The 23,539-nt window shown below is 73.7% G+C and carries 22 protein-coding genes and 2 pseudogenes; 9 read left to right on the top strand and 15 right to left on the bottom strand.

Going from position 1 to position 23,539, the window contains the following annotated elements:
* Window positions 1–29: 29 nt before the first annotated feature.
* Window positions 30–1,745, bottom strand: coding sequence for a glycoside hydrolase family 71 protein (locus ACODT5_RS08825; protein WP_422518623.1), 1,716 nt, complete (start codon window positions 1,743–1,745; stop codon window positions 30–32).
* A gap of 333 nt (window positions 1,746–2,078) precedes the next feature.
* Between ACODT5_RS08825 and ACODT5_RS08830 the strand changes: the two genes are divergently transcribed.
* Entirely contained in the window at window positions 2,079–2,498 is a 420-nt protein-coding gene (locus ACODT5_RS08830) for a hypothetical protein (protein ID WP_422518624.1), read from the top strand.
* A 138-nt stretch (window positions 2,499–2,636) separates the two neighbouring features.
* On the opposite strand, the gene ACODT5_RS08835 is transcribed toward ACODT5_RS08830, so the two are convergent.
* Together ACODT5_RS08835 and ACODT5_RS08840 are read right to left on the bottom strand one after the other, a co-directional pair.
* Window positions 2,637–4,856 (bottom strand): NADP-dependent isocitrate dehydrogenase, encoded by a 2,220-nt coding sequence (locus tag ACODT5_RS08835; RefSeq protein ID WP_422518625.1) that lies wholly within the window; start codon window positions 4,854–4,856, stop codon window positions 2,637–2,639.
* Window positions 4,857–5,101: 245 nt separating this feature from the next.
* The gene (locus ACODT5_RS08840; RefSeq protein ID WP_422518626.1) at window positions 5,102–5,455 is read right to left on the bottom strand and encodes a DUF805 domain-containing protein; all 354 of its coding nucleotides are present in this window, start codon (window positions 5,453–5,455) and stop codon (window positions 5,102–5,104) included.
* Between the two features lie 272 nt (window positions 5,456–5,727).
* On the opposite strand from ACODT5_RS08840, the gene ACODT5_RS08845 reads away from it, so the two are divergent.
* Complete coding sequence (locus tag ACODT5_RS08845; protein WP_422518627.1) at window positions 5,728–6,732, top strand: NAD-dependent epimerase/dehydratase family protein; 1,005 nt, start codon at window positions 5,728–5,730, stop codon at window positions 6,730–6,732.
* Window positions 6,733–6,805: 73 nt separating this feature from the next.
* Here ACODT5_RS08845 and ACODT5_RS08850 read toward each other — a convergent pair whose 3' ends face one another.
* Window positions 6,806–7,951 (bottom strand): sensor histidine kinase, encoded by a 1,146-nt coding sequence (locus ACODT5_RS08850; RefSeq protein ID WP_422518628.1) that lies wholly within the window; start codon window positions 7,949–7,951, stop codon window positions 6,806–6,808.
* Entirely contained in the window at window positions 7,948–8,655 is a 708-nt protein-coding gene (locus ACODT5_RS08855) for a response regulator (RefSeq protein ID WP_422519598.1), read from the bottom strand. The genes ACODT5_RS08850 and ACODT5_RS08855 overlap by 4 nt, the downstream gene beginning before the upstream one ends.
* Window positions 8,656–8,859: 204 nt before the next feature.
* Between ACODT5_RS08855 and ACODT5_RS08860 the strand changes: the two genes are divergently transcribed.
* From ACODT5_RS08860 to ACODT5_RS08870, 3 genes are read left to right on the top strand one after another with little or no spacing between them, the layout of a single operon-like run.
* Window positions 8,860–9,612: a glycosyltransferase family 2 protein gene (locus ACODT5_RS08860; protein WP_422518629.1), complete on the top strand. Its 753-nt coding sequence runs from the start codon at window positions 8,860–8,862 to the stop codon at window positions 9,610–9,612.
* Window positions 9,609–10,232, top strand: coding sequence for a TIGR04282 family arsenosugar biosynthesis glycosyltransferase (locus ACODT5_RS08865; protein ID WP_422518630.1), 624 nt, complete (start codon window positions 9,609–9,611; stop codon window positions 10,230–10,232). Before ACODT5_RS08860 ends, ACODT5_RS08865 begins: the two co-directional genes overlap by 4 nt.
* Window positions 10,229–10,930 (top strand): class I SAM-dependent methyltransferase, encoded by a 702-nt coding sequence (locus ACODT5_RS08870; RefSeq protein WP_422518631.1) that lies wholly within the window; start codon window positions 10,229–10,231, stop codon window positions 10,928–10,930. Before ACODT5_RS08865 ends, ACODT5_RS08870 begins: the two co-directional genes overlap by 4 nt.
* 59 nt (window positions 10,931–10,989) lie before the next feature.
* Here the strand turns inward: ACODT5_RS08870 and ACODT5_RS08875 are convergent.
* Window positions 10,990–12,103, bottom strand: a pseudogene (locus ACODT5_RS08875) (serine hydrolase domain-containing protein).
* A gap of 86 nt (window positions 12,104–12,189) precedes the next feature.
* Here ACODT5_RS08875 and ACODT5_RS08880 point away from each other — a divergent pair.
* Window positions 12,190–13,058 (top strand): annotated as a pseudogene (locus tag ACODT5_RS08880) (AraC family transcriptional regulator).
* Between the two features lie 12 nt (window positions 13,059–13,070).
* On the opposite strand, the gene ACODT5_RS08885 reads toward ACODT5_RS08880, so the two are convergent.
* Both ACODT5_RS08885 and ACODT5_RS08890 read right to left on the bottom strand, forming a co-directional pair.
* Entirely contained in the window at window positions 13,071–13,496 is a 426-nt protein-coding gene (locus ACODT5_RS08885) for a hypothetical protein (RefSeq protein WP_422518632.1), read from the bottom strand.
* Window positions 13,493–14,695: a molybdopterin-dependent oxidoreductase gene (locus tag ACODT5_RS08890; RefSeq protein WP_422518633.1), complete on the bottom strand. Its 1,203-nt coding sequence runs from the start codon at window positions 14,693–14,695 to the stop codon at window positions 13,493–13,495. Before ACODT5_RS08890 ends, ACODT5_RS08885 begins: the two co-directional genes overlap by 4 nt.
* Window positions 14,696–14,809: 114 nt before the next feature.
* Here ACODT5_RS08890 and ACODT5_RS08895 point away from each other — a divergent pair, with 114 nt between their 5' ends.
* Entirely contained in the window at window positions 14,810–16,267 is a 1,458-nt protein-coding gene (locus ACODT5_RS08895; RefSeq protein WP_422518634.1) for a glycosyltransferase 87 family protein, read from the top strand.
* Here ACODT5_RS08895 and ACODT5_RS08900 read toward each other — a convergent pair.
* The 5 genes from ACODT5_RS08900 to ACODT5_RS08920 form a co-directional block, all read right to left on the bottom strand.
* Window positions 16,215–17,021: a chitosanase gene (locus ACODT5_RS08900; protein WP_422518635.1), complete on the bottom strand. Its 807-nt coding sequence runs from the start codon at window positions 17,019–17,021 to the stop codon at window positions 16,215–16,217. The two genes, ACODT5_RS08895 and ACODT5_RS08900, sit on opposite strands and share 53 nt — an antisense overlap.
* 259 nt (window positions 17,022–17,280) lie before the next feature.
* Window positions 17,281–17,907, bottom strand: coding sequence for a GNAT family N-acetyltransferase (locus ACODT5_RS08905; protein ID WP_422518636.1), 627 nt, complete (start codon window positions 17,905–17,907; stop codon window positions 17,281–17,283).
* 120 nt (window positions 17,908–18,027) lie between these two features.
* On the bottom strand, window positions 18,028–19,116 hold the full coding sequence (locus tag ACODT5_RS08910; RefSeq protein WP_422518637.1) for a magnesium and cobalt transport protein CorA: 1,089 nt from the start codon (window positions 19,114–19,116) through the stop codon (window positions 18,028–18,030).
* 265 nt (window positions 19,117–19,381) lie between these two features.
* A complete protein-coding gene (locus tag ACODT5_RS08915; protein WP_422518638.1) occupies window positions 19,382–19,774 on the bottom strand; it encodes a TOBE domain-containing protein in 393 nt (130 codons plus the stop codon).
* A gap of 88 nt (window positions 19,775–19,862) precedes the next feature.
* Window positions 19,863–20,759, bottom strand: a complete 897-nt coding sequence (locus ACODT5_RS08920) for a LysR family transcriptional regulator ArgP (RefSeq protein WP_422519599.1) — start codon at window positions 20,757–20,759, stop codon at window positions 19,863–19,865.
* A gap of 70 nt (window positions 20,760–20,829) precedes the next feature.
* Here ACODT5_RS08920 and ACODT5_RS08925 point away from each other — a divergent pair, with 70 nt between their 5' ends.
* Entirely contained in the window at window positions 20,830–21,465 is a 636-nt protein-coding gene (locus tag ACODT5_RS08925; RefSeq protein WP_422518639.1) for a LysE/ArgO family amino acid transporter, read from the top strand.
* On the opposite strand, the gene ACODT5_RS08930 is transcribed toward ACODT5_RS08925, so the two are convergent.
* Window positions 21,431–22,009: a universal stress protein gene (locus ACODT5_RS08930; protein WP_422518640.1), complete on the bottom strand. Its 579-nt coding sequence runs from the start codon at window positions 22,007–22,009 to the stop codon at window positions 21,431–21,433. The two genes, ACODT5_RS08925 and ACODT5_RS08930, sit on opposite strands and share 35 nt — an antisense overlap.
* Complete coding sequence (locus ACODT5_RS08935) at window positions 22,006–22,158, bottom strand: hypothetical protein (protein WP_422518641.1); 153 nt, start codon at window positions 22,156–22,158, stop codon at window positions 22,006–22,008. Before ACODT5_RS08935 ends, ACODT5_RS08930 begins: the two co-directional genes overlap by 4 nt.
* Before the next feature lie 262 nt (window positions 22,159–22,420).
* On the opposite strand from ACODT5_RS08935, the gene ACODT5_RS08940 reads away from it, so the two are divergent.
* Complete coding sequence (locus tag ACODT5_RS08940) at window positions 22,421–23,497, top strand: NUDIX domain-containing protein (protein WP_422518642.1); 1,077 nt, start codon at window positions 22,421–22,423, stop codon at window positions 23,495–23,497.
* Window positions 23,498–23,539 lie beyond the last annotated feature (42 nt).

Consider the following 23,539-nt stretch of genomic DNA (forward strand, 5'->3'; position numbering starts at 1 on the left):
CGGAGAGTAGCCGCAGGGGCCCGGCGGGCTCAGCTCCGGCCGCTGCTGGCGGCCTGGTACTGGAGGTCCTGCACCTCCACCGTGCGGTCCACCCGGTACCCCAGTTCCACCCGGGCCCCGGTCCTGCCGTCGCGCACCACGGCCGCCGAGCCGGTGCCCGGGCTCAGGGGCAGCAGCTCGGAGTGGACCCCGGCCGGGGCCGCGTGCGTGTCCCCGGCCGCTCCCACGGCCGTACGGATGCTCGCGGGCGCGGTCAGGAAGCTCAGCACCTCCACCGTGTCCCGGGCCGCGGCGCTGCCGCCGCGCAGCGACATCACGAGGGACTGGCCGCCGCTCGGGTCGGCGGCGGCGAACTGGGTGCGCGAGCTGAGGTACAGCGTGTCCCGGACGATCTTCGGCCAGCCGCCCGTCTTGAACCGGGTGAGGTAGTACGAGGAAAGGTCCAGGTAGGCATGGCCGTTGTGCAGGGAGGGCGCGAACTGGCTGCCCTCGCTGTAGTCGTTCCAGGTGGTGAGCTGGACCCAGTCGGCCCCGTCCTCGATGGCGCGGTTCCATGTGGCGCGCAGGGTCGCGGTGTTGCCCGCCTCGTCATAGATGCCCTGGTTGGGGCGGGCGTCCTGGACGGAGACGGGCTGCATCCAGATCTTGCCCGCGGCGTGGGCGCGCCGCACGTCGCGCGTGGAGCTCTCCTGGCCGACGTAGCTGCGGCTGCCCCACTCGGAGAATCCGTAGCTGATCGACTCGAACGCGCCGTTGTGCGCGCCGAAGTCGAGGAAGAGCGGGACGAAGGCGGTGCGGATGCCGTGCCGGGACTTCAGGACGTCCATGACCCGGGTCCACCAGGCGGCGCTCTGCTGCTCCGCCTTGAACGGCGAGACGACCAGCCGTCCGTCGGGGAGCCGGTGGGCGGCGGGTGTCTTGCCGAGGTCCGCGAGGAGGTCGGCGAGCACGACCGGGTCGTCGGTGTCCAGGGAGGTCATGTCGGGCATCAGCATGACCTTGAAGGCCGGGTCCACCGAACGGGCCGCCTCCATCAGGAGCTTGCAGCGTTCGAGGTTCTTCCCGGAGAGGGAGAGCAGGTCGAGGGTGAATCCGTCGATGCCGGCGGCGCGGGCCGTGCGGACCTCCTGCTGGAGGTTGGCGAGCTCCCAGTCCCCGGCCTTGGGCGCGACGGGCAGCGGCCGGTCGCGCAGCAGGCCGCCGTAGCGCTCGTGCTTGCCGTTCTCGCCGTCCGGCTTCAGGTAGTTGCGGGTGTAGTAGTCGACCTCGGCGGGCGCGTTGTCCAGGGAGAGCGGGTACGGGGTGAAGTAGTGGGCGAAGACCAGCTTCTTGCCGGCGGCGCCGGAGCGCAGGGCGGCCGGCTGCGGCAGGTCGAAGGGCAGGGCTCCGGTGGGGCGCGCTCCGCCGTCCGCGCCGGACCCCTGGGCCTTCGGGTCCGGAGCGCGCCCGGTCGGGCTCTGCGGGGCGGTGGTGCCCGGGCCGGTGGCGGCGGGGCCGGATGTGGTGGGCGCGGGGCTGCCGCCCGGGATTCCGGGCAGGGTGTCGGCCGGGCCGGGCGCCGAACGGGCCCGTGCGTCCGCGACGGTACGGGGCTCCCAGGCGAGGCCCGTCGCGGCGCAGACTCCCGCCAGGAGGAAGGCGGACAGGAGGAGGCTCAGCAGGGGTCTTCGACGCCGGAAGCCCGCACGGCGCCGGTGCGACGCGGGTTTCGTGCCGCGCCCTGACCGACGCCGGTCCGCACTCATGCTGGTCCTCCCCCGAATATGCCCGCGCCATGCCCGTACATCGGGCGGCACAGCAGCAGTACAGCGGATTCCGGGCCCCCGGACAACTGTTCCCCGGGAGAAGGGACATGAGGCATCTCTTCGCCATCGCTGGACAAAGGCGTGTGACCTGTACAACTCCTGCGATCACCGGCGCCACGGGCTTTTCACCGGAATAGGGAGTTCCACTGGCCTTTAGCGAGAAATGGCGCATAATCGTCTTCATGCGGCTTGAAACGACCCTCTTGCCGCAGGTCACGCATGCAGGGGGGCATCGTGTCGATGAGGGATTCCAGAGGAGCCGGTACGTTTCCGGTGACCTCCGCGGAGCTGTCCCGTCTTTTCACCGCCGTGCGGCGGGGCAAAGTGCTGACCGTCACCGGACGGTTCCGCGAGCCCCGGAGCCTATTGGTGCGGGAGATCGGGCAACGGCTCGCGTCCAATTTTTACGACGGTGTGGCCGTGGTGTCCATGGACAGACGGTTCGGAGTCCGCGACCTGACCGCCGCACTGGGCTGCGTACCGGGCATGCCGTTCCTGCCGTGCGGGACGTCGAACGCGGCGTCGTGGCTGGCGGAGCGCGACATGCTGCTCGTCCTCGACGGCTGCGAGCACCTCGCGTCCGAGGCCCTGGACTGGCTGCGCGAGCTGCTCGCCGTGGCCCCCGGGCTGCGGGTCCTGGCCGCCGGACGCGACCCGCTGGCCTTCGCACCGGAGCAGGTGCACCCCCTGTGACCGGGCGCGCTGTGACCGGGCGCGGAAACGGGTCCGCCCCGGTCGGCGACTGCCGACCGGGGCGGACCCGTGGAAGCGGTGGACCTCAGTCCTGACGGAACCGAGTCCTGACGGAACTCAGTCCTGCCCTGGCGGACTTCAGCCGAGGATCGCGAGCGCCGCGTTCAGCGTCGCGGACGGCCGCATGATCGCCGAGGCCTTGGCGGCGTCGGGCTGGTAGTAGCCGCCGATCTCCGCCGGGGCGCCCTGGACGGCGATGAGCTCGCCGACGATCTTCTCCTCGGACTCGGCCAGCGTCTTGGCCAGCGGGTCGAAGGCGGCGGCCAGCTTCGGGTCCTCGGTCTGGCGCGACAGCTCCTGCGCCCAGTACAGGGCGAGGTAGAAGTGGCTGCCGCGGTTGTCGATGCCGCCCAGCTTGCGGCTCGGCGACTTGTCCTCGCCCAGGAAGGTGCCCGTCGCCCGGTCCAGGGTGTCGGCCAGCACCTGGGCGCGGGCGTTGCCGGTGGTGGTGGCGAGGTGCTCGAAGGAGACCGCCAGCGCGAGGAACTCACCGAGGGAGTCCCAGCGCAGGTAGTTCTCCTTGACGAGCTGCTGGACGTGCTTCGGGGCGGAGCCGCCGGCGCCGGTCTCGAAGAGGCCGCCGCCGTTCATCAGCGGGACGACCGACAGCATCTTGGCGCTGGTGCCCAGCTCCAGGATCGGGAACAGGTCGGTCAGGTAGTCGCGCAGCACGTTGCCGGTCACCGAGATGGTGTCCTCGCCGCGGCGGATGCGCTCCAGGGAGTACGCGGTGGCCTCGACCGGCGACAGGATCTTGATGGTCAGACCGTCGGTGTCGTGGTCGGCGAGGTACGTCTTGACCTTGGAGATCAGCTGCGCGTCGTGCGCGCGGCCCTCGTCGAGCCAGAAGACGGCCGGGACGCCGGTGGCGCGGGCGCGGGTGACGGCGAGCTTGACCCAGTCCTGGATCGGCGCGTCCTTGGTCTGGCAGGCGCGGAAGATGTCGCCGGCGGCGACCTCCTGCTCCAGGACCGTGGCGCCCGAGGCGTCGACGAGGCGGACGGTGCCGGCGGCGGCCAGCTCGAAGGTCTTGTCGTGGCTGCCGTACTCCTCGGCCTTCTGGGCCATGAGGCCGACGTTCGGCACCGAGCCCATCGTGGACGGGTTGTACGCGCCGTGCGCGCGGCAGTCGTCGATGACGACCTGGTAGACACCGGCGTAGCTGCTGTCCGGGAGGACCGCGAGGGTGTCGGCCTCGGCGCCGTCCGGGCCCCACATGTGGCCGGAGGTGCGGATCATGGCCGGCATCGAGGCGTCGACGATGACGTCGGACGGGACGTGCAGGTTGGTGATGCCCTTGTCGGAGTCCACCATCGCGAGGGCCGGACCCTCGGCGATCTCGGCGTCGAAGGAGGCCTTGATCGCGTCGGCGTCGGGCAGCGCGCCCAGGCCGTTCAGGATGGTGCCGAGGCCGTCGTTCGGGGACAGGCCGGCGGCCGCCAGGGTCTCGCCGTAGCGGGCGAAGGTCTTCGGGAAGAAGGCGCGGACCACGTGGCCGAAGATGATCGGGTCGGAGACCTTCATCATCGTGGCCTTGAGGTGCACGGAGAACAGGACGTCCTCGGCCTTGGCGCGCTCGATCTGGTCGTTCAGGAAGGTGCGCAGCGCGTCGACGTGCAGGACCGACGCGTCCACGACCTCACCCGCGAGGACCGGTACGGACTCGCGCAGCACCGTGACGGCGCCGTCGGCGTCGACGAACTCGATGCGCAGCGTGTCGGCCTCGGCGATCACGGCGGACTTCTCGGTGGAGCGGAAGTCGTTCTCGCCCATGGTGGCGACGTTCGTCTTCGACTCGGAGACCCAGGCGCCCATGCGGTGCGGGTGCGCCTTGGCGTAGTTCTTGACCGAGGCGGGGGCGCGGCGGTCGGAGTTGCCCTCGCGCAGGACCGGGTTGACGGCGCTGCCCTTGATCTTGTCGTAGCGGGCGCGGTTCTCGCGCTCCTCGTCGCTCTTCGGGTCGTCCGGGTAGTCCGGAAGCGCGTAGCCCTGGCCCTGGAGCTCGGCTACCGCGGCCTTGAGCTGCGGGATCGACGCCGAGACGTTGGGCAGCTTGATGATGTTGGCGCCCGGGGTCTTCGCCAGTTCGCCGAGCTCGGCAAGGGCGTCCGCGATCCGCTGGCCCTCTTCCAGGTACTCGGGGAAGCTGGCGATGATCCGGCCTGCCAGGGAGATGTCACGGGTCTCGACATTCACACCGGCCGTCGACGCGTACGCCTGGATCACAGGCAGGAACGAATACGTCGCGAGGGCCGGGGCCTCGTCAGTGTGCGTGTAGATGATGGTCGAGTCAGTCACCGGATGCTCCGCTCCACAGTCTGCGTCTCTCGTCTGCAACATTGCTCGACATCAAGATATCTCGTGATCGGGTCGGTCTGGACAGCCCCCCGGCGCAAGCCCGTACGAGACACACGTCACGCTCGGTGGCCGGGGACCGCCGGGGGCCACCGCGGACCGCCGGACCCGGCCGGAAACGGCGAAAGCGCCGCCACCGGCTGTTTCCAGCCAGGGGCGGCGCTCGGCACTACCGGTCACGGACCTGCTCAGGCGTTGACGGCCTTCGGGCTCGGGCCGTACTGGTTCGGGTTCGGGTTGCCCTCGGTGGCCATCAGGACGATCGCCCAGATCCAGCCGACGAAGGGGATGATGCCGACCAGCACCCACCAGCCGGACTTGTCCTGGTCGTGGAGCCGGCGCACGCCCACCCCGAGCGTGGGGAGGAAGAGGCCGAGCACGACGAGCAGGTAGAACAGCGGGTAGGTGCTGACCGCGAAGTCGATGATCAGGGCGACGATCACCAGCGCCGCGTAGAAGAGGATGTACATCCAGTATTCCTGGCGCCGGGCTCGGCCGTTGAAGTCGGCGTACCGCTTGACTACATCGGTGAAGTAGTGCATGGGTCCCCCCTGAGGACGACGTTCCGGCCCACCCGGACGGAGCGAGCCGGGGCAGAACTTATGCCCCGCTTACGTTGCGGTCAAGCCACTTGGCAAGGCACCAAAAGGGTCACTTTTCGTCGCTCCGCCGCCGAAACGCACCGGTACCGGGCGCCACTTGGGACTCACTGCCCCCGGACGGTCGCGGACCGTGGCGAAATGAGGTGACGGAAGTCTTACGCCAGGGCGTGGGAGCCCCCCACCGCACCCGGAAGTCCGTAGCGTCCCGGCCCATGCGCGTACTCGTCACCGGCGGATCCGGGTTCATCGGCTCCCACATCGTTACCACTCTGCGCCGTCACGGCCACGACCCCCTCGTCCTGGACCTCGTCCCCCCGGCGGACGGGGCCGAGTTCGTGCGGGCCGACGTCCGCGACCCCGAGGCCGTACGCACCGCCCTGCGCGGGGTGGACTCCGTCTGCCACCAGGCGGCGATGGTCGGCCTCGGCAAGGACTTCGCGGACGCCCCGGCGTACGTCTCGCACAACGACCTCGGCACGGCGGTGTTGCTGGCCGCGATGGCGGAGGGCGGGGTCCGGGACCTGGTCCTCGCCGGCTCGATGGTGGTCTACGGGGAGGGCCGGTACGAGTGCCCGCACCACGGGGTGGTCCGCCCGGGCCCGCGCCGCGCCGCCGACCTCGCCGCCGGCCGCTTCGAACCGCACTGCCCCGTCTGCGACTCGGAGCTGGCACCCGGACTGGTCGCCGAGGACGCCCCGACGGATCCGCGCAACGTGTACGCGACGACGAAGCTGGCCCAGGAGCACCTGGCGGCCTCCTGGGCGCGGTGCGTGGACGGCCGGGCGGTGTCGCTGCGCTACCACAACGTGTACGGCCCGGGGATGCCGCGCGACACCCCGTACGCGGGCGTGGCCTCCTTCTTCCGCTCCTCGCTCGCGCGGGGCGAGGCCCCGCAGGTGTACGAGGACGGCGGCCAGCGGCGGGACTTCGTCCACGTGACGGACGTCGCGGAGGCCAACGCGCTGGCCCTGGAGGCCTCGACGCCGCTCGGCGCGTGCACCGCGTACAACACCGGCAGCGGAACCCCGCACACGGTGGGCGAGATGGCCACCGCCCTGGCCACGGCCCACGGCGGCCCCGCCCCCGTCGTCACCGGCGAGTTCCGCCTGGGCGACGTCCGCCACATCACGGCCGACTCCCACCGCCTGCGCACGGACCTGGGCTGGCGCCCCCGCACCGACTTCACGACGGGCATGCGGGACTTCGCGCAGGCCTGAGAGCAGCCGGCAGAAAGGCTGGTCGCGGCCATGTCCCCTTCCTGGCCGACTGTTGAACGAGTCGTGCCCGGCCTCAGGCCGGCACCGGCAGGGTCACCTCGAACCGGCACCCTCCGGGAACGTTCCGCACCGCCGCCCGCCCCGCGTGCGCCTCCACGATGCCCCGTACGATCGCCAGCCCCAGCCCGGCCCCGGCCGGAGGCGCCGGTACCGAGGCCACCCCCGCCGGAGGCGTCCGCGCCGGGGTGCCCCGCCAGCCCGTGTCGAAGACCCGCGGCAGGTCCTCCGGCGGGATGCCGCCGCAGCCGTCCGTCACGGAGACGACCACCGCTCCCCCGTCCGCCCGTACGGAGGCCGCGATCGCCACCGTGCCGTCCGCCGGGGTGTGCCGGATCGCGTTGATCAGCAGGTTGGCCAGGACCCGCGTCATCTCCTTGCCGTCCACCTCCACCGGCACCCGGTCCACCGCTCCGCCGTCGAGCCGCACCCCGCGCTCCCGCGCCAGCGGGTGCACCCCGGACAGCGCGTCGCCGACCAGGTCGTACACGGACATCCGGCTCGGGCTCAGCGCCAGCGCCCCCGCGTGGATGCGGGACAGTTCGAAGAGGTCCCCGACCATGGAGTTCAGCCGGTCCACCTCGGTGCGGATCTGCCGGTGGTACCGCGCCGGATCCTCCGCCATGCCGTCCTCCAGCGCCTCGGACATCGCCCGCAGCCCCGCCAGCGGGGTCCGCAGATCGTGCGAGATCCAGGCCACCAGCTCCCGCCGCGAGGTCTCCAGCGCCCGCTCCCGCTCCCGGGACACCGCCAGCTTCTCGCTGGTCGCAGCCAACTCCCGGGACAGCGAAGCCAGTTCCGCGGTCGCCAGCCCCGGCGGCGCCGCGAAGCTGCCTCCGTCACCGAAGTCCCGCGCGGCCAGGGACAGTTCCCGGCTGCGGGCCACCACCCACCGCCCCAGCAGCAGCGCCACCGCCAGCGAGACCACCGCGGCCATCGCCACGACCAGGGTGACCACCCCGAGGTCGTGCCGGGAGAGGAACATCGCCTGGGCCACGGCGAGCGTCCCGGCCAGCATCGCGGTGACCGTCACGGCGGCGATCACGGTCAGGGACACCGCCACCGACCGGTGGCGCACCAGCCTCAGCACGAGCGCGCCGAGCGCCCCCGCGCACACGGCCCCACCGAACGCGAACAGCGCGATGAGCAGTATGTCCTTCATGCCGCGGCCACCTCTCCCGGCTCGAAGCGGTAGCCGACGCCCCACACCGTCTGGATCAGCTTCGGCCGCCCGGGGTCCTCCTCGACCTTGGCGCGCAGGCGGCGTACGTGCACGGTCACCGTCGACAGGTCCCCGAAGTCCCAGCCCCACACCTCGCGCATCAGCTCCTCCCGCCCGTGCGCCTGGCCCGGATGCCGCAGGAAGTGCGCGAGGAGGTCGAACTCGCGGACCGTGAGCGCCAGTTCGCGCCCGTCCTTCGCGGCCCGGTGGGTGGCCGGGTCGAGCGTGATCCCGGCGCCCCTGAGGCGGGCCTCCGCCGCACCGGCCCCCGCGGCGGCCGCGGCCCCGGCGGCCGCCGCGCGCCGCAGCACGGAGGTGACCCGCAGGACCAGCTCGCGCGGGCTGAAGGGTTTCGTGACGTAGTCGTCGGCGCCCAGTTCCAGTCCGGCGATCCGGTCGTCCTCGTCGCCCCGCGCGGTCAGCATGATCACGGGTACCGGGCCGGTCGCGCGGAGCCTGCGGCACACCTCCAGCCCGTCCAGACCCGGCAGCATGAGGTCCAGTACGACCAGGTCCGGCCGGACGAGCCCGGCGTGGGCGAGCGCCGCCGGGCCGTCGGCGACGCTCTCCACGGTGTAGCCGGCGCGCCTGAGGTAGCCGGTGACGACCTCCGCCACCGTCGGGTCGTCGTCGACGACCAGGATCCGCGCGGGCGCCGGCTCCGTACCACCGCCACCGCCACCGCCGCCACTACTGCTGCCGCTGCTCACGCCGTCACCGCTCATACCGTCCAGCCTCCCACCCACGGGCGCCGGACCGGACCCCGGACCGCGTCCGTGGGGGCGACGTCCGCGTTTCGTAAGGAGTCCACGGCCCTTTTGCGCGGCCCCGGTTCCTACGGTGAAACCGTGAGCGAAACCGTGACGGTAGACGTCGTACTTCCCTGTCTGAACGAGGCCGAGGCCCTGCCCTGGGTCCTCGCGCGCATCCCGGCCGGCTGGCGGGCCCTGGTCGTGGACAACGGTTCCACCGACGGCTCCGCCGAGCTCGCACGGGCCCTCGGCGCGACCGTGGTCAGCGAGTCCCGGCGCGGTTTCGGCGCCGCCTGCCACGCCGGGCTGCTCGCCTCGGATGCGGACGTCGTCTGCTTCTGCGACTGCGACGCCTCGCTCGACCCTGGGCTGCTGACCGGCTTCGTGGCGTCCGTCGCCGCGGGCGAGGCCGATCTGGTGCTCGGCCGGCGCCGGCCGCGGGGCCGCGGCGCCTGGCCCGCGCACGCCCGCGCCGGAAACCTGGCGCTGGCCCGGCTGCTGCGCCGCCGGACCGGGCTGCGGCTGCGCGATCTGGGCCCGATGCGGGCGGCACGACGGGAGGGCCTGCTCGGGCTGGACCTGTCGGACCGGCGTTCCGGCTACCCGCTGCAGATGGTGGTCCGGGCCGCGGACGCGGGCTGGCGGATCCGGGAGGTGGACGTGCCGTACCTGCCGCGTTCGGGGAAGTCGAAGGTGACGGGCACCTGGCGGGGCACCTGGCAGGCGGTGCGCGACATGAGCCGGGTCCTGGCGCAGCCGCCCGACGCCCGGGCTGCCGGCGGGGCCGGCGCGGGCACGCCCTCCGGCGGTGCACCCTCCGGCCGCACGCCCTCCGGCGGTGCCCGATGAGTACGACCACCCTGCTGGTGATCGCGAAGGAGCCGGTCCCGGGCCGGGTCAAGACCCGACTCACCCCGCCGTTCACCCCGGTCGAGGCGGCCGCGCTCGCCGAGGCCGCGCTCGCCGACACCCTGGCCGCCGTGGCCGCGGCCCCCGCGCGGCGCCGGGTCCTGGTCCTGGACGGCCGGCCCGGCCCCTGGCTGCCGCCCGGCTTCGAGGTGCTCCCGCAGTGCGGCGGGAGCCTGGACCTGCGGCTCGCCGCCGCGTTCGGGGCCTGTGACGGCCCCGCGCTGCTGATCGGCATGGACACCCCGCAGGTCACGCCGGAGCTGCTGGACGTCGACTGGTCCGCGTACGGGGCCTGGTTCGGGCGCGCCGTCGACGGCGGCTTCTGGGCGCTCGGACTGGCCGTCCCGGACCCCGCACTGCTGCGCGGCGTACCGATGTCGGTCCCCGAAACGGGCGCGGTCCAGTACGAACGACTGCGCGCGGCCGGGCTGCGCACCGGCCGGCTGCCCTTGCTGCGCGACGTCGACACCGCCGAGGACGCCCGTCTGGTCGCCGCCGGGGCTCCGGCGGGCGCCTTCGCCGCGCGGCTGGCGGGCATCACCCGGCCGGTCCTGCGATGACCACGCTCACCTCGGGCGCGGCCCGGGCCGGCAGTCCGGTCGCCGCCTGGTCCGCGGACCCGTACACGGTGGCCCTGCGCAGTGGCCGCGGGCCGCTCTACCTGCGCCGGGGCGACGGGTGGCTGCTCCCGCTGGACGTGGAGCGCTGGTGCGAGGCACCGGACGACGCCGACCGGACGGTACTGGGCCGCTGCCGGGGAGCCGTCCTCGACATCGGCTGCGGCCCCGGCCGGCTGGTGTCCGCGCTCGCCGCACGCGGGCACCGGGCCCTCGGCATCGACGTCAGCCCGGAGGCGGTGGCCCGGACCGCCCGCACGGGCGGCACGGCCCTGCACCGGTCGGTCTTCGACACCCTTCCCGGAGAAGGCCGTTGGGACACGGCGCTGCTCATCGACGGGAACATCGGCATCGGCGGCGACCCCGCGGCGCTGCTGCGCCGGACGGCCGAGGTGCTCGCGCCGAGCGGCTCGCTGATCGTGGAGTGCGTGCAGGCGGAGGCCGGGGCCGACGTGGACGAACGCTGCGATGTCCGGGTGGCCGACGGCCGGGGCGGCCTCGGGGCGCCGTTCCCCTGGGCCCGCGTCGGCCCGGAGGCCCTGGCCCGGCACGCGGCGGACGCGGGCTGGACCCCGGCCGGCCGCTGGACCGCGGCGGGCCGGCCCTTCACCGTACTGACGCGCGGGGCCGCAGCCCCGTAGCGCGGTCCGGGGTCAGCCCGGCCCGGGGTCAGGCCGGACCGGCGTCGGCCCGGCCCGGGTCAGCCCAGCCCGGCGTACGCGGCCATGACGATCTCCATGCCGCGGTCGTCCTCCTGCCGGTCGCGGTATCATCTGGTTCATGACGTAGGCCACCGTCATCCGTGCGTCGGGATCGCTCACGACCAGCGAGCCGCCCCAGCCGCCCCACCCGAAGGTGTTGCCGAACTTCCCGAAGCCCGCCGTCCAGGACATCGGCGTACCCAGGACGCGGTCCGGGCCGCTGAACACCTCCTGCCACGCGGGCTCGCAGCCCTCGGGGGACAGCAGTCGCACACCGCCGGCCGTCCCCCGGTTCGCCAGGACCGACTGGACCAGGGCGACGGAGCGGGCGTGGCCGAAACCGTTCACCGCGGGGATCTGCGCACGGCGCCAGGCAGGAGAGTTGACGTCCCTGACCCGGACGGTGATGCCGGCGCCCTCCCGGCGTGCACCGTCCGGTCCGGGCGGCGCACTGGCGGCGTGGTCGTCGGTCAGCGACGGCGGCGCGATGAGCGGTGCGACGCGGTGATCGTGCTCGGCGGGGAGCCCGATGTGGAAGTCCGCGCCCAGCGGCCCGGCCACCTCCTGCGCGAAGAACTCGCCGAGGCTGCGGCCGGTGATGCGGCGGACGAGCTCGCCCACGAGGAATCCGAAGGTCAGCGCGTGATAGCCGGCGGCCGTGCCCGGTTCCCATGCGGGCGCCTGCGCGGCCAGCCCCGCCGTCACGCGCTCCCCGTCGTAGAGCTCCTCGACCGTCATCGGCCCGGACGCGTCCGGCAGCCCCGCGGTGTGCGACAGCACGTGCCGCACCAGCACGCCCTCCTTGCCCGCCGCGGCGAACTCGGGCCAGTAGGCGGCGACCGGAGCGGACAGGTCGAGGCTGCCCCGGTCCGCCAGGATCAGCGCGCACAGGGCCGTCATGTTCTTGGTCGTCGAGTTCACGCAGGTGAGGGTGGACCGCTCCCAGCCGACGGTACGGTCCGCGTCGGCGTACCCGCCCCAGAGGTCGGCCACCGGCTCGCCGTCGAGGTAAACGGCCGCCGAGGCGCCCACGTCTCCCTTGGCCAGCAGCCCCGCGAGTGCTTCGTGGACCGCACCGAACCGCGGCTCGCAATATCCCTTAATGTCGTTCATGGGCGTAAGCCTCGGGCAGCGCCACGGCTCGCCGCCCGACAATTCCCGCACGGGATGTGTCGGGTGGGCAGGGAAGGACGGACGGCGTGCTGGAGCGGCTGAACCAGGCGTTGGAGCACCTGGAGTCCTGCCTCGACCAGGAGATCGACATGGCCGAGGTGGCCAGGATCGCCGCGGTGTCGGAGTACCACTCCGGCGGCTGTTCTCCGCGCTCGCCGGGATGCCGCTCCCGGTCTACGTCCGGCGCCGGCGGATGACGCTCGCCGGGGCGGAGGTGCTGGCCGGGGAGCTGACGCTGCTCGATGTCGCGGTGCGGTACGGGTACGGCTCGGGCGAGGCGTTCGCCAGGGCGTTCCGCTCGGTGCACGGCATCGGGCCGGGCGAGGCGCGGCGCACGGGCGCCGTGCTCACGGCGCAGCCCCGCATGTCCTTCCGTGTCGTCGTCGAGGGAAGCACGACCATGCGGTACCGGATCGTGGAGAAGGAACCGTTCCGGGTCCTCGGCAGGAAGGCCCGGGTGCCGCTCGTGCACGAGGGGCCCAACGCGGCCGCCACGGCGCACGTGGCGAGCCTGGACGAGCGCACGGTCGTACGGATGAAGGCGCTGGCCGGCCGGGAGCCGGAGGGGATCTTCTCGGCGGTGGTGCACCTGACCGACAGCCGGGAGGAGGGCGCCGAGGTGGACTACTGGGTCGGCGTGGCGACCGGCCCGCGGACGGTCGCCGATGAGCTCGACGCCCTCGACGTGCCCGCCGGGACCTGGGCGGTCTTCGACAACCGCGGGCCCTACCCGGGCTCCCTCCAGGAGCTGTGGCGGGACGTGTTCACCCAGTGGTTCCCCTCGAACCCGTACACGAGCCGGCCGGGACCGGAGTTCCTCCGGACGCGGCCGGTGGAGATCGGCGCGGAGACCGACTCCCAGCTGTGGATCCCGGTCGAGCGGGGCGGCGGCTGACGGCACGCCGGGTCACTCGTCACTGCGCGCGGCGGCTTCGGACGGACCGGGCCGTGCGCGCCGCCGCCGTCCCACGACTGCCATCACCCCGGCGGCGACGGCCACCGCGGCGAGCACCAGGAGCAGGTTCCGCCCGTACGGCAGGGGCAGGGCGGACGGGTTCGGCGGCGTTCCCGGGCGCAGCAGCAGGGGCAGGGTGACCAGTACGAGCACGCCCGCCGTCAGCAGGGCTCCCCGTACGAGGCCCCGCGCGGGCACGGCGGCGACCGCGAAGCCGGCCGCCAGGACGAGGGGCGCGATGATCGCGTCGTGCAGGACGAGCGCCCCGCCCATCCACACCAGCACGTCGAGGGGGTCGGGCAGGTCCGCCAGCAGCCGGCCGCCGATGGCGATCAGCAGCAGTCCGGCGCCGCCCAGCAGCAGCCGCACGCTCTTCACAGGACCTCCAGCAGCGCGACCCATTTGGTCTGGAGGACTCCGGGCCGGTTCGGCGCGATGATGCGCGCGGGGTAGCCGTGGTCGGCGGTCAGGGTCTGGCCGTTCAGTTCCAGCGCGAGCAGGGTCAGCGGGTCCTCGGCGTAGTCGCGGCCCATCTCCATCACCCGGTAGGCGCCGCCCCTTTCCAGCGAGGTGACCCTCAGGCCCGCCCCGGACGGGGCGCCGGCCCGTGCCATCAGGTCGCGGATCCGGACGCCGCTCCAGCGCGCTTCCACGCTCCAGCCCTCCACGCACGCGATCGGCAGTCGGGCCTGCGCCCTGGGCAGGGCGCGGAGTTGATCGAGCGTCAGGGTGTAGGGGGCGGGGCCGCGCACCTCCAGCCGCCAGTCCCGTACCGCCCGCTCGGTCACTCCGGCGGCGGCGGCCGTGCGGTTGACCGGGAGCCCCTGGGGTCCGTGGTCGGGGTGCCGGGGCGCGAGCAGATCGAGGCGCCCCAGCGGGGTGAAGGACTGGCCGACGGTGGTGAGGGTGACGGCTCCGACGGCTGCGCCGACGCCGAGCATCAGGGAGCGCCGGTCCGGGCCGTCCTGGGCGGGCAGTTGGATCGTTCCTGGCGACCGGCGGCTCCAATGGGCCTTGATCTCGGGGGCTTTGAGGGCGAGGTGCAGGAGGAGCGAGCCGGTCACCACCCAGGCGAGGGCGAAGTGCGTCTGGATGAAGCCGAACGGCCACGGGTACCACTCGGCGATGTTGAGGAGCCCGGTGAAGACCTGGAGGACGGCGGAGGCCACGAGCACGGCCACCGACAGCCGTTCCAGCCCGTGCCGGACACTGCGCACCGGGGGCCACACGAAGAGCCTCGGGTACACGGTCCACAGTTTGGCGAGCAGGAGCACGATCGCCGCGAGCCCGGTGGCGATGTGCAGGCCCTGGCTGAGCCGGTAGCCCCAGACCGGGCGGCTGGGCAGCGAGTCCGCGGCCCAGCCGGGCGGGTGCTGGAGGTAGTGGCTGATCAGGCCGGTCAGGAAGCAGACGGCGAAGGCCGCGCCGAGCCAGCGGCCGAGGGCGGTGGCGGTGCGGGCGTCGTGCAGCCGGCCGCCGAAGGAGGGCGGCCGCAGCGGGAAGCGGGGGCCGGATTCGGGTGGGGTGGAGGGCGGCGGCACGGATGGGGGCACCGGCGGCGGCACGGGCGGAGTCATGTCCTCCATGAGAGCGCCGCCGGGCCCCGCGCGGGCTCCCCGACACCTTACGAAACGCGGACGCCGGGCCGGGTCGCCCGCCCGGCGGCGCCCCGCGCTGCCAGGCTGGCCCGTATGGACCACCCCCGCGCCCGGACCCTCCTCACCGTGCTGCTGCTCGCCGCGCTGACCGCCGTGCTCGTGCCCGCCGTCCGCGAGGAGGGCTACTTCGCCGACCCGGCGCGGCTCACCTGGTGGTACGCGGCCGCCTGGACGCTGTTCGGCGCGGCCGCCTGGTCGCTGCGGCGGGTGCCCGGGCGGTACGTGGTCCCGCTCGTGCTGGCGGGTGCGCTGGCCGTCTGCGCCGCGGGGCTCTCCGGGCCGCCGCTGACCAGCACCGATTCCTTCCGCTACGCCTGGGACGGGCGGGTGCAGGCCGCCGGGATCTCCCCGTACGACCACGCCCCCGCCGATCCGGCGCTGCGCGCCCTGCGCGACGACTGGCTGTTCCCGCGCGGCGGGGCCGCCTGCGCCGGGCCCGACCGGGTGGCCGTGGAGCCCGGGGTGTGCACCCGCATCAACCGGCCCACGGTGCACACCGTCTACCCGCCCGTCGCGGAGTGGTGGTTCGCTCTGGTGCACGCCCTGTCTCCGGCGGGCGTGCGGCACAAGGCCCTGCAGGCCGGCGGGGCCCTGCTGGCGCTCGCCGTCACCGGGGCGCTGCTGCTGGTCCAGCGCCGCCGGGGCGCGCGGCTGCGTACCGCCGCGTACTGGGCCTGGTGTCCGGCGGTGGCGGTGGAAGCGGTGAACAACGCGCACGTCGACGTGCTCGCCGTCCTGCTGTCGGTGGCGGCGCTGGGGGTGGTGGTGCGCCGGCGCCCGCTCGGCGGAGCCCTGTTCGGGCTGGCGATCGCGGCGAAGCTGCTGCCCGCGGTGCTGCTGCCGGGCGCGCTGGCCGGCGTACGGCGGTGGCGGGACGCGGCGGCGCTGCTGCTGCCCGCGGCCGCGGTGGTGGGGCTGGCGTACCTGCCGTACGTGCTGGTCTCGCGCGCGTCGGTCTTCGGCTACCTGGGCGGCTACGCCGAGGAGGAGGGGTACGAGGACCCGGGCGCGGGCGGCCGTTACGCGCTGCTGCGCCTCGTGCTCCCGGACTCCTGGTCGGTGCCCGCGGTCGCGGTCGGGATGCTGGCGGTGACGGTGTACGTCTGGCGGCGCGGGGATCCCGGGCAGCCTTGGAGCGCGGCCCTGTTGGTGACGGGTACGGCGTTCCTGCTGATGACTCCGGGGTACTCCTGGTACGCGCTGCTGCTGATCGCGCTGGTGGCCCTGGACGGCCGCGCCGAGTGGCTGGGGGTGGCGCTCGCGGGGGCGGCGGCGTACGTCTCGGTGCGCGTGCTGGGCGGGGCGACGATCCCGGTGGCGTACGGGCTGGCGGGGGCGGCCGTGCTCGTGGGGTGGGCGCTGCGGCGGCGGGCCGGGCGACGGCCCGGGGAGGGAGGGGAGTTCGCCCCGGACCGCCGCCTCACGCTCCTCGGCGCGGTCAGCCGATGTGGAAGGGGTCCCCGTAAACCTTCCAGTCCAGGGGGGTGTTGAGGTTCAGGTTGCCCTTCTTGAGCCACACGCGCTGGGCCGTGTCGACGCGGCTGGTGTCGCTGTGCGCCTCCTCCTGCTTCATCGCCCAGACCCGGGCGTCGAGGAAGGCGTTGAGCCAGGTGGTCTCGTTGCCGCCCTGGGCCGGGGGCTTGGCCTTGGTGAGGGCGCGCTTGCGGATGTTGCGGAAGCTGGTGGAGTCGGTGCCGTCGCCGTGCATGACGATGGCGTCGTAGTAGGTGAACTGGCCGAGCACGCCGACCCCGTCGGCCTTGCCCTGCTTCACCGCCGGGTTGAAGTAGACCCGGTCGCGCTCGTGGTCCTGGGCCTTCTTGAAGGCGGAGTCGGAGGCCGCCTTCACCCAGTCCTTGGTGAAGTTGGGGTCGAGGCCGGCGTGCGAATCGCTGCCGTCGACCTTGCGCAGCGCGGGGAGGTACTTGGCGAGCACGTTGCCGGGCTTGATCTGCGTGTAGTACTCGACGAGTTCGAGCATGTCGTGGGTGCCGGAACAGAAGCCGATGATGCCGGCCGTGTAGCCGCGGCCGTCGTCTATGTCCTCGATGTACTTGTACTGCGCCTTCCAGTTCAGCGAGGAGTTCTCGGCACTGGAGACGATCTGCATGGCGATGTCCTTCTTCGCCGGGTCGTCGAGTCCGACGGCGGCGGCCGACACCTGCGCGGCGGCCGGGGCCGCGGTGGGGGTGGTGGCGGTCGCGTGGGCGGTGACGGGCACGGCGAGAAGGGCGGCGCCGAGCACGGTACTTACGGCCAGTCGCTTGTGGTGGGGGGTGAACACAGTGCCTCCATGAGGGAGTTGATGCTCGGGCGACTTCGTTAGGAAACTTTACTACCAGATGTCTCGCCACCTCAAGGCCCTGGCTGGATCCGCTCCCGCCGGGCAGCGCCGACGGCCACCCGACCCCGGCCTACGAGGCCGCCGTCGCCGGACACGGCTGCGCCCCGGGCAGCGCACGCTGCCCGGGGCGCTCTGAGGGGGGCTCGGAGGGGGGCTCCGCTCAGCCTTCGGATCGGCCGGTGGCGCGAGCCGCCAGGCGGGACCGCAGGCCCTGCTTCACGTCCGGCCACTCCGGGCCCGTGATGCTGTACACCGCCGTATCGCGGATCCAGCCGTCGCGCATGACCATGTGGTGCCGCAGCACGCCCTCGTGCTGCGCGCCGATCCGGGTGATCGCCGCCCGCGACTTCTCGTTCCGCACGTCCGTGAGCAGCTCGACCCGGTTCATCCCCATCGCCTCGAAGGCGTGCGTCAGCATCAGCAGCTTCGCCTCGGCGTTCGCACCGCTCCGCTGCCAGGACGCGGCGAGGAAGGTCCAGCCGATCTCCAGCCGCCGGTTCGCGGTGTTGATCACCATCAGCCGGGTGGAACCGATGACCCGGCCCGTCGCCGCGTCCACCGTCGCGTACGGGATCTGCGTGCCCGCCGCCCGCGCCGCGACCGCGTCCTCGATGAAGCCCCGTACCTCGTCCGGGTGCGGGACGATCGTCACCGCGAGCTCCCACAGGCTGCCGTCGCGGACCGCCTCGCACAGGCCGTCGTGGTGGCGGAGCTCCAGCGGCTCCAGCCGTACCCGCTCACCGGCCAGCTCCGCCGTCGCCACCGCGTCCGTGTCCGCCTGCTGCATGTCCGACCTGCCCGTTCCTCGTGGTTGCGCGCCAACACGCGGACCCTACCGGCGGGGTCGGGCACCCTCACCCGGTTTTCCGACGGCCGGCGGGCCGCCGTCAGAGGCACCCGGACGCCGTCAGAGCCAGCCGTTGCGCCGGAAGCCGCGGTGGATGACGAAGCACGCGACGGCCATCACACCGAGCACGAAGGGATATCCGTAGGTCCACTTCAGTTCGGGCATGTGCTCGAAGTTCATGCCGTAGACCCCGCAGACCATCGTGGGGACGGCGATGATGGCCGCCCACGCGGTGATCTTGCGCATGTCCTCGTTCTGGGCGACGGTCACCTGCGCGAGATGGGCCTGCAGTATCGAGTCGAGGAGGGCGTCGTACGCGCCGATCTGGTCGGTGGCACGGGTCAGATGGTCGGCGACGTCCCGGAAGTAGGTGCGCATCTCCGGCGGGATGACGGGAATGGGCAGGGTGCTCAGCTGCTGGAGCGGCCGGCCCAGCGGGGCCACCGCCCGGCGCAGCTCCAGCAGTTCGCGCTTGAGCTGGTAGATCCGGCCGGCGTCCCCGCGGCCCCCGTGCTCGCTGAAGACCATGGTCTCGACGGCGTCTATGTCGTTCTGCACCGCGTCCGTCACGGCCACGTACTCGTCGACCACGTGGTCGGCCAGTGCGTGCAGGACGGCGACCGGCCCCTTGGCCAGGTGCTCGGGGAAGGCCTCCAGCTCCTCGCGGACCGACCCGAGGGTGCCCCGGCCGCCGTGCCGGATGGTGATGACGAAGTCGCTGCCGGCGAAGGCCATGAGTTCGCCGGTCTCCACCACCTCGCTGTTCGCGGTCAGCTCCTCGTGCTCCACGTACCGCACCGTCTTGAACACGGCGAAGAGGGTCTCGTCGTAGCGCTCGATCTTGGGCCGCTGGTGGGCCTGGACCGCGTCCCCGACGGCGAGCGGGTGCAGGCCGAGCAACTCGGCGAGCCCGGCGAACTCCTCCTGCGAGGGCTCGTGCAGGCCGACCCAGACGAAGCCCTCGCCCGTCTTGCGGACCCGGCGCAGCGCCTCGCCGACATCGGCGTGGCCGTGGCTGTCCTGGCGCACGCCCTCCCGGTACACGATGCAGTTGACGACGGCACTGCCGAGCGGGGAGCGGGCCGGGTGGCTGAGGTCGACGGCCCGCCGGTAGCTGCGGCGCACGACCCGGCGCAGGTTGCTGAACATGGACAACGAACGTACTCCCCTTCGGCGGAACAGCGGCCAGTGTGCCATCGGCGCGCGGACCGCGGGACCACAGGGCTACCGGGCTCGGGGGCTCCGGGGCTCCCGGGACCCTGCGGCTGCCGATCTCCGCACGCCGGGCGGGCCGGGTCGCCGGACGAGGGCGCGCGCAGCCGGTCCGCCCCGTAGGACTCGGCAGCACCGGGGACGAGGCGTACGTACGCTCCCGGACACCGCTCCCGGCACGCTGGGCGCGGGCAACCGCCGCTCAGGCCCGGTCGATGAAGACGCTCGTGGACTTCACCCGCGCCGTCGCCCTCGCGCCGACCTCCAGGCCGAGTTCCTCCACGGCCTCCCGGGTCAGCAGCGACACGACCCGGTGCGGTCCGGCCTGGATCTCCACCTGTGCGTCGACCGTGCCCAGTTTCACGCCCGTCACGATGCCGGGGAAGGCGTTGCGCGCCGAGGTGTACGCGGCCTCCCCGCCTTCGCCGCCCTCCTGCGCGACCTCCACGCAGAACGCCGCCAGGTCCGGCCCGTCGACCATCCGGCGGGTACCGTCCCGACGCGTCGGGAACCGTTCCGCGTCGGCCCACCGCCGGGCCGTGTCTACGCTGACGCCGAGCAGCCGCGCCGCCTGGCCGATCGTGTAGGACTCCATGCCCGCAGCCTAAGCCCTCCCCCGCCAGGTCCCCGCAGGCCAGGGGGCCGGCAAGGCTCCCGCAGGGCCCCGTACGGCTCGCCCCGGCCTAGTCGAGCGCCTCCGCCGCCGCCCGCGCGACCGCCTCCGCGACCATCGACAGCGCGGGCGAGTCCAGCTTCCACTGCTGCCAGTACAGCGGTACGTCCAGGGTCCGCCCCGGCGCGATCACCACCAGCTCCCCCGCCGCCACCCGTGGGCCGGCCTGCGCCTGCGGCAGCATCGCCCAGCCCAGCCCGGAGACCACCGCGTCGCAGAACCCCTCCGACGTCGGCACGTAATGACGCACCTCCGAAGCCCTGGCGCCCTCGTCTCCCGTCACCAGCCGCACGAACTCGTCCTGGAACAGGTCCAGCCGGTCGAACACCACGACCGGCGCCCTGCGCAGGTCCCGCTCCACCGTCTCCCGCAGGTGCCGCGCCGCGAAGGCCGGGCTCGCCACCGGCAGGTACCGCGCGACCCCCAGCCTGCGCACCGTGCACCCGGCCACGGGCGCCGGCTGCGAGGTGACCGCCGCCATCACGCGCCCGTCCCGCAGCAGTTCGGTCGCGTGCGCCTCGTCCTCCCGGTGCAGCTCGAAGCAGACCGGCGGATCCTGCGGCACCCCCGCCAGCGCGGGCAGCAGCCACGTGGCCAGCGAGTCCGCGTTGACCGCGATCGGCAGCCGTAGCGGCCCCAGGCCCTCGGCCATGCCGAGCTCGGCCCGCGCGTCGCGCTCCAGCCGGACGAGCTGGCGCGCGAAGCGCACGACGACCTCCCCCGACTCGGTCGCCCGTACGGGCTTGGTGCGCATCAGCAGCACCCGCCCGGTCCGCTGCTCCAGGGCCTTGACGCGTTGGCTGACGGCGGACGGGGTCACGTGCAGGGCGGCGGCCGCCGCGTCGAAGGTGCCCTCGTCGATCACCGCGAGCAGGGTCCGGACCTGGTCGACAGGCAGTTCATCCATCACGCGGGCTAATGGTACGTAAGAATCTTTAGCTGTACTCCTCGCCGTGCCGCTGCCTACGGTCGAAGACATGACACACGGCATCATCACGGCGGCCCTCGCCGGCTTCGGCACCGGTCTTTCCCTCATCGTCGCCATCGGCGCCCAGAACGCCTTCGTCCTGCGCCAGGGCGTACGCCGCCAATCGGTCCTCGCCGTGGTCGCCATCTGCGCCCTCTCGGACGCGGCCCTCATCGCCCTCGGCGTGGCCGGCGTCGGCGCGTTCGTCACCGCCTGGCCGCCCGCCCTCACCCTCGTCGGCCTCGTCGGCGGCGCCTTCCTGATCGGCTACGGCGCCCTCGCCGCCCGCCGGGTACTGCGCCCCGACCCCGGCGCCGCCCTCGCCGCGGACTCCCCCGGCGGGGCCGCCGGGGCCGCCTCCGCCCGGCGCGCCGTGCTGACCTGCCTGGCCATGACCTGGCTCAACCCGCACGTGTACCTCGACACCGTGCTGCTGCTCGGGTCCATCGCCGCCGACCGCGGCGACCTGCGCTGGGCCTTCGGCGCCGGGGCCGTCCTGGCGAGCCTCACCTGGTTCGGCGCGCTCGGCTACGGCGCCCGGCTGCTCAGCGGCCCGCTCGGCAAGCCCGCGGCCTGGCGGGCGCTGGACGGGCTCGTCGCGGCGACCATGGTCACGATGGGCGGCCTGCTCCTCGCCCGGGCCTGAACCAGGCCACCCCGCGCGCCGCGTGCCCCGCCACGCCCGCCCCCGCGCCCGCCGCTGCTCCGGCCCCGAAGTCCGCGGGCCCGGCCCGGCGCAGCCGCCTGAGCCACGCGCCCGGCAGTACGGGTGCGGGCACGGTCAGCACCGTGCACGCCGCGCGGCCGCGCAGCACGCGCGCCACCCGGCCCCCGTAGCGGCGGCCGGGCCGGCCCCCGACGACCAGCAGGCCGTCCGGTCGTCCGGCCGGCTCGCACGGGGTCCGGCCGGGGTCGCCCCGCAGCACGTGGCGGCGTACGACGGGCACGTCCGCCGGGTCGCCGCCGAAGGCCTCCTCGAAGGCCCGGTCGAGGGTCGCGGCGGCCTCCGCCGCCCACAGCGCGGCCCACGCCGGGTCGGGGAACCGGGCGAACATCCCTTCCCCCTCTGGGGGCGACCAGGCCACTACGGCCACCAGTTCCCGCCCTCCGAGCCGAGCCTCCCCGGCCCCCGCCCGCAGGGCGGCAAGGCTGCCGAGCGAGCCGCTCACCCCGACCACCACCCGGCTCATCGGCTCGGCTCCCGCACGGCCCTGACCAGCCTGTGGACCCAGTCGCGCAGGGCCGGAAGGCCGGGCAGCCCGGCGCGGTTCCGCCGCTCGTGGCTCTGCTGGAGGGCCCGCTCGGCGCGGTCGCCGAGGACGGTGAACTCGCTGGACATGAAGATCTCCTCCCGTCGAGCACCAGGCCAATTCCTGCGTGCCGGCCTCCAGTCTGGAGACTGATTGGCCTGCCTAGCAGAGCCAATTCCGCGCATCTGGTCTGCCACCGGCCACCGAGGTCCACCCCATGGACCCTCCCCGAGTGGGTACGGATCACCGTGCCCCGCCACCTCGCACCCACCGCGCACCTACCTCGCGCCCACCTCCCGCCCAGCCCTCGCCCAGCTCGTACGCCATCTCCCCGCACCTCCAGGAGCCCCCGTGCCGGATCAGCCCCCGACCCCACCCCCGTACACCGAGTCGGCCCGCGCCTACTACGCCGCCCAGCCCTCCCCCCTCGTGGCCGCCACCGGGATCGTGCTGGACTCCCGCGGGCGGGTCCTCGTCCTCACCACCTCGTACAAGGAGGAGCTGGAGCTCCCGGGCGGGACCGTGGAGGACACCGAGACCCCGGAGGAGGGGCTGGCCCGGGAGCTGAAGGAGGAGCTGGACCTGAGCGTGCCGGTCGGGCGGCTGCTCGCCGTGGACTCCCGCCCGCCGGGGCCCCTCGGCCGCTCCCTCGTCGTCCACGTCCACCTGGTCGGACCGCTCACGTCCGAGGAGGCCGCCGCGATCTCCTTCCCTGACGGGGAGGTCACCGAGGCGCGCTGGCTCACCCCGGAGGAGGCCTACGAGGCGCTGAACACCAGCAGGGCATCCCGCCTGCGCGCCGCCCTGGCCGCCCTGCACTCCGGCTCCCTCGCGCACCTGATCGGCGGCGTCCCGCAGCCCGGCTCCCCGGCCGGCCTGGACCCGGCCCGCCGGGCGGAGCTGGAACACGCGGGTGCCTACGACACCGCCGGCCACCGCGCCGCCCGCCCCAAGGCGCTCACGGCTGCGAGCGTGCTGTTCACCGACTCCGGGGGCGGGGTCCTGCTGGTGCGGCCCGCGTACGGCGATCCGGACCACTGGAACCTGCCCGGCGGCGGCATCGACAGCGACCTCGGCGAGATCCCGCGCACCGCGGCCCGCCGGGAGGTCCTCGAGGAGCTCGGCCTCGACCTCGCCCCGGGCAGGCTGCTCGCCGTCAACTGGTCGCACCGGTCGGGCTATCCGGCCCGGGTCCGCTTCCTCTACGACGGCGGCACCCTCGACGCCGCCACCCTGGCCCGGATCCGCCTGCCCGGGACGGAGCTCCTCGCCTGGCGCACGGTCCCCCCGGCCGCACTGGGCAGGTTCGCCAAACCGGCGCTCCGCCGCCAGATCGAGGCCTGCCTCACGGCCCGGGCCGCACCGGACGGCCCCCTCGAACTGCATGCCGGCCGAGTGGTGGATCAGACCCGGGGGCCATCGCGGTGATCAGCACATGACGCGGCGCCGCCGGATCGACCGGCGGCGCCG

This window comes from Streptomyces tatrensis (assembly GCF_049310065.1).
Classification (GTDB): domain Bacteria; phylum Actinomycetota; class Actinomycetes; order Streptomycetales; family Streptomycetaceae; genus Streptomyces.

What these genes read in the sequence shown, in the direction of transcription:
- ACODT5_RS08825 (WP_422518623.1), bottom strand. Translation starts at nt 1,745, where the DNA reads ATGAGTGCGGACCGGCGTCGGTCAGGGCGCGGCACGAAACCCGCGTCG.
- ACODT5_RS08840 (WP_422518626.1), bottom strand. Translation starts at nt 5,455, where the DNA reads ATGCACTACTTCACCGATGTAGTCAAGCGGTACGCCGACTTCAACGGC.
- ACODT5_RS08845 (WP_422518627.1), top strand. Translation starts at nt 5,728, where the DNA reads ATGCGCGTACTCGTCACCGGCGGATCCGGGTTCATCGGCTCCCACATC.
- ACODT5_RS08850 (WP_422518628.1), bottom strand. Translation starts at nt 7,951, where the DNA reads ATGAAGGACATACTGCTCATCGCGCTGTTCGCGTTCGGTGGGGCCGTG.
- ACODT5_RS08865 (WP_422518630.1), top strand. Translation starts at nt 9,609, where the DNA reads ATGAGTACGACCACCCTGCTGGTGATCGCGAAGGAGCCGGTCCCGGGC.
- ACODT5_RS08870 (WP_422518631.1), top strand. Translation starts at nt 10,229, where the DNA reads ATGACCACGCTCACCTCGGGCGCGGCCCGGGCCGGCAGTCCGGTCGCC.
- ACODT5_RS08890 (WP_422518633.1), bottom strand. Translation starts at nt 14,695, where the DNA reads ATGACTCCGCCCGTGCCGCCGCCGGTGCCCCCATCCGTGCCGCCGCCC.
- ACODT5_RS08895 (WP_422518634.1), top strand. Translation starts at nt 14,810, where the DNA reads ATGGACCACCCCCGCGCCCGGACCCTCCTCACCGTGCTGCTGCTCGCC.
- ACODT5_RS08905 (WP_422518636.1), bottom strand. Translation starts at nt 17,907, where the DNA reads ATGCAGCAGGCGGACACGGACGCGGTGGCGACGGCGGAGCTGGCCGGT.
- ACODT5_RS08910 (WP_422518637.1), bottom strand. Translation starts at nt 19,116, where the DNA reads ATGTTCAGCAACCTGCGCCGGGTCGTGCGCCGCAGCTACCGGCGGGCC.
- ACODT5_RS08915 (WP_422518638.1), bottom strand. Translation starts at nt 19,774, where the DNA reads ATGGAGTCCTACACGATCGGCCAGGCGGCGCGGCTGCTCGGCGTCAGC.
- ACODT5_RS08920 (WP_422519599.1), bottom strand. Translation starts at nt 20,759, where the DNA reads ATGGATGAACTGCCTGTCGACCAGGTCCGGACCCTGCTCGCGGTGATC.
- ACODT5_RS08925 (WP_422518639.1), top strand. Translation starts at nt 20,830, where the DNA reads ATGACACACGGCATCATCACGGCGGCCCTCGCCGGCTTCGGCACCGGT.
- ACODT5_RS08930 (WP_422518640.1), bottom strand. Translation starts at nt 22,009, where the DNA reads ATGAGCCGGGTGGTGGTCGGGGTGAGCGGCTCGCTCGGCAGCCTTGCC.
- ACODT5_RS08935 (WP_422518641.1), bottom strand. Translation starts at nt 22,158, where the DNA reads ATGTCCAGCGAGTTCACCGTCCTCGGCGACCGCGCCGAGCGGGCCCTC.